General features: G+C 39.4%; 2 protein-coding genes. One reads left to right on the forward strand and one right to left on the reverse strand.

Annotation, left to right across the window (positions count from 1 at the left end; genetic code table 11):
• Positions 1-286, forward strand: a 286-nt coding sequence (locus tag FTV31_RS16980; protein WP_180015809.1) for a hypothetical protein, incomplete at its 5' end; no start/stop codon positions are given.
• Between the two features lie 62 nt (positions 287-348).
• Here FTV31_RS16980 and FTV31_RS16985 read toward each other — a convergent pair.
• The coding region (locus tag FTV31_RS16985; RefSeq protein ID WP_180015811.1) for a replication initiation protein at positions 349-1,187 on the reverse strand (839 nt) is incomplete at its 5' end.

Below are 1,187 nucleotides of genomic sequence, written 5' to 3' on the forward strand. Positions count from 1 at the left end.
GAGCCAATGGGCTCTTCCGATCTATCATTCCTTCATTTCTTTGTATGAAGCTGTTGAAAACTTTGCAGGTCAAGAAGATATGGTCGAAAAGTATAAGCAAAAAAGAGAAGAAGACGTTTTAAAATTCTATGAAAATGGGCAAGTAAGGATTGCAAGACGAACCAAACAGCAGAACAATGACCGCAGGATTAAACTCAGTAGAGAACGAGTACAGAAATTGATTCAAAAGCGGTTTTCAAAATGGAAAGATAAAGTCCGTGGGATACATAAGGATCAAAAGCAGTAAGTGGATCTGGCCAACCACACCAGGATTTTTTTCAAAATCTTGGTGTGGTTGGCAGGTCAAACTTAGCCCTTAAAGTGTGTTTCAGTTCGCAAAGCCTTGAAAATGCGCTTTGCTGTTTCTTCACGAACCGATTTTGGATCTCGTAAAATATTCGAAATCCATACCGCAAATGCTTGATAGTCCTTGTTGCCTGCAAGGTCACTGATGCTGTGGACTTTTGAAAGAATGGAGCTGTAAGTGTTGAGCTGGCTGTCAGTCATCTTGCAGAACATATCAACGGTATTTGGATCTCGACCCTCAATCGCTTTCAGCTTCGACTTCTCCTTGACTGTAAAACGGAAGCCAACGACAGCACGCCCCGATTTTATGTTCTCGTAGGTTACGTTAATATCTGTCTGTTCTGTAATTTCATCTAATGACGGTTGAATTACACGTTTTTTTAAGTTGCTTAGGTCATTGTATGAATCGGGCACGCCTAGCTCATTTCTAAAATCTTCTAGGGATATTTCAAATCTCCCCATTGCCTGAAATTTTTTAGCTAGATGATATAAGTCGAAAGAGTAGTCCCTTTTCAATCTCAGTATGATGTCTTTTTTGTACTTGGTATAGGGATTTACCTTGTCGAACTCTTTGAGCATAAATAAGACAACTTCGGGAAAGCGAATAGCAATCCCTCCTGATTCGTAAGTGCAGTCAATTACCCAATTAGATAAGACCTTTTTGTTTTTTTCATTATGATAAGAAAAATATCTTTTAATCAATGACTTGCTTGCTTTTTCTAGCTGTGCGTATGCTGAGTGCTGTGTGATCCCACACTCTTTCGAAAAATCTTCTGCTGTGATGATAATAGCGTCTTTTTCCGTAGCATCTTGTGTACGTGCAAGAGGGCTAGAAAGAATCA

Source organism: Acinetobacter sp. YH16031, assembly GCF_013417335.1.
In the GTDB taxonomy this organism is placed as follows: Bacteria; Pseudomonadota; Gammaproteobacteria; order Pseudomonadales; family Moraxellaceae; genus Acinetobacter.